Genomic DNA, 1,301 nt, shown 5'->3' with positions numbered 1-1,301 from the left:
GGGACGGGAATGGGTAGGGGCGGCGGGGGCGAAAAACGCCTCCGGCAACCCGGCAACGTAACTCAGAACGTAAGAACAGCCCGGGCAACCCGCCCGGCCCCCGCATCGGCCGCAGCCTTCTCGAAGTCCTCCACCGGATACGTCTCGGTCACCAACTCGTCCAACAACAACCGCCCCTCCCGGTAAAGCTCCGCGTACAACGCGATATCCCGCTGAGGCCGAGAAGACCCATACCGACACCCAAGAATCGACTTGTCCAAGTACATCGACGAGACAAGAAAAGACGCCTCGGCCGTAGCCGCCGGAACCCCCAACAGCACCGCCTGCCCATGCCGATCAAGCAGATCAACGGCCTGCCGCACCAGCTCCACCCGCCCCACACACTCGAAGGCATGATCCGCCCCCGTAGGAAGAACCTCCCGCACCCCCTCCGTCGAAGACAGAAAGTGCGTGGCCCCGAACCGCCGAGCCACCCCCTCCTTCGCCGGATTCGAATCCACCGCCACCACGGTCAGCGCCCCGGCGATCCGCGCCCCCTGAATCACATTGAGCCCGATCCCCCCGGTACCGATGACGACCACACTGTCCCCGCGATCCACCCGCGCCCGGTTGAGCACGGCCCCGACCCCGGTCAGCACCCCGCACCCGATGAGCGCGGCGGAGGCCATCGGAATGTCCTCGGGAATCCGCACGGCCTGCACGGCCTTGACCAACGTCCGTTCCGCGAAGGCGGAGTTGGACGCGAACTGGTACAACGACTGCCCCGCCCGCGTGAACGGCCGCTGCGGCATCCCGATGGCCTTGCGGCACATGGTGGGCCGCCCCCGGTCGCACTCGGCGCAGGTCCCACAGTTCGCGAGGGTGGACAGGGAGACATGATCCCCGGGCCGGACATGGGTGACGCCCACACCCACCGCCTCCACGACCCCCGCACCCTCATGGCCGAGGACCACGGGTACGGGGAAAGGTATGGTCCCGTCCACCACGGAGAGATCGCTGTGGCACAGCCCCGCCGCGGAGATCGCCACGAGCACCTCGCCGGGCCCCGGATCCCGTATCTCCAGGTCGTCGACCACCTGGGTCTGCTTCCCATCGAAGATCACACCCCGCATGGCGCCCACCTCAACCCTTCGGTTCCCTGGGAAGGCCGAGCACCCGCTCGGCGATGATCGTGCGCTGAACCTCGTCCGAGCCGCCGTAGATCGTGTCGGCCCGGCTGAACAGGAACAGGTGCTGCAGCGCGTCCAGTTCGTAGGGCGCCGAGGCGGACCAGTCCGCGGGCCCCACCGCCGCCCCCGCGC

2 protein-coding genes are annotated in these 1,301 nt (G+C 68.3%); both read right to left on the bottom strand.

Annotation, left to right across the window (positions count from 1 at the left end; translation table 11 throughout):
• Positions 1-62: 62 nt before the first annotated feature.
• Positions 63-1,112: a Zn-dependent alcohol dehydrogenase gene (locus AOK17_RS47365; protein WP_055618803.1), complete on the bottom strand. Its 1,050-nt coding sequence runs from the start codon at positions 1,110-1,112 to the stop codon at positions 63-65.
• Between the two features lie 10 nt (positions 1,113-1,122).
• Positions 1,123-1,301, bottom strand: a 179-nt coding sequence (locus AOK17_RS49715) for an acyl-CoA dehydrogenase family protein (RefSeq protein ID WP_281198701.1), incomplete at its 5' end; no start/stop codon positions are given.

Origin of the sequence: Streptomyces phaeochromogenes (assembly GCF_001418655.1) — a bacterium.
Lineage (GTDB): Bacteria > Actinomycetota > Actinomycetes > Streptomycetales > Streptomycetaceae > Streptomyces > Streptomyces phaeochromogenes.
This window is presented reverse-complemented; position numbering and strand designations above follow the sequence as displayed.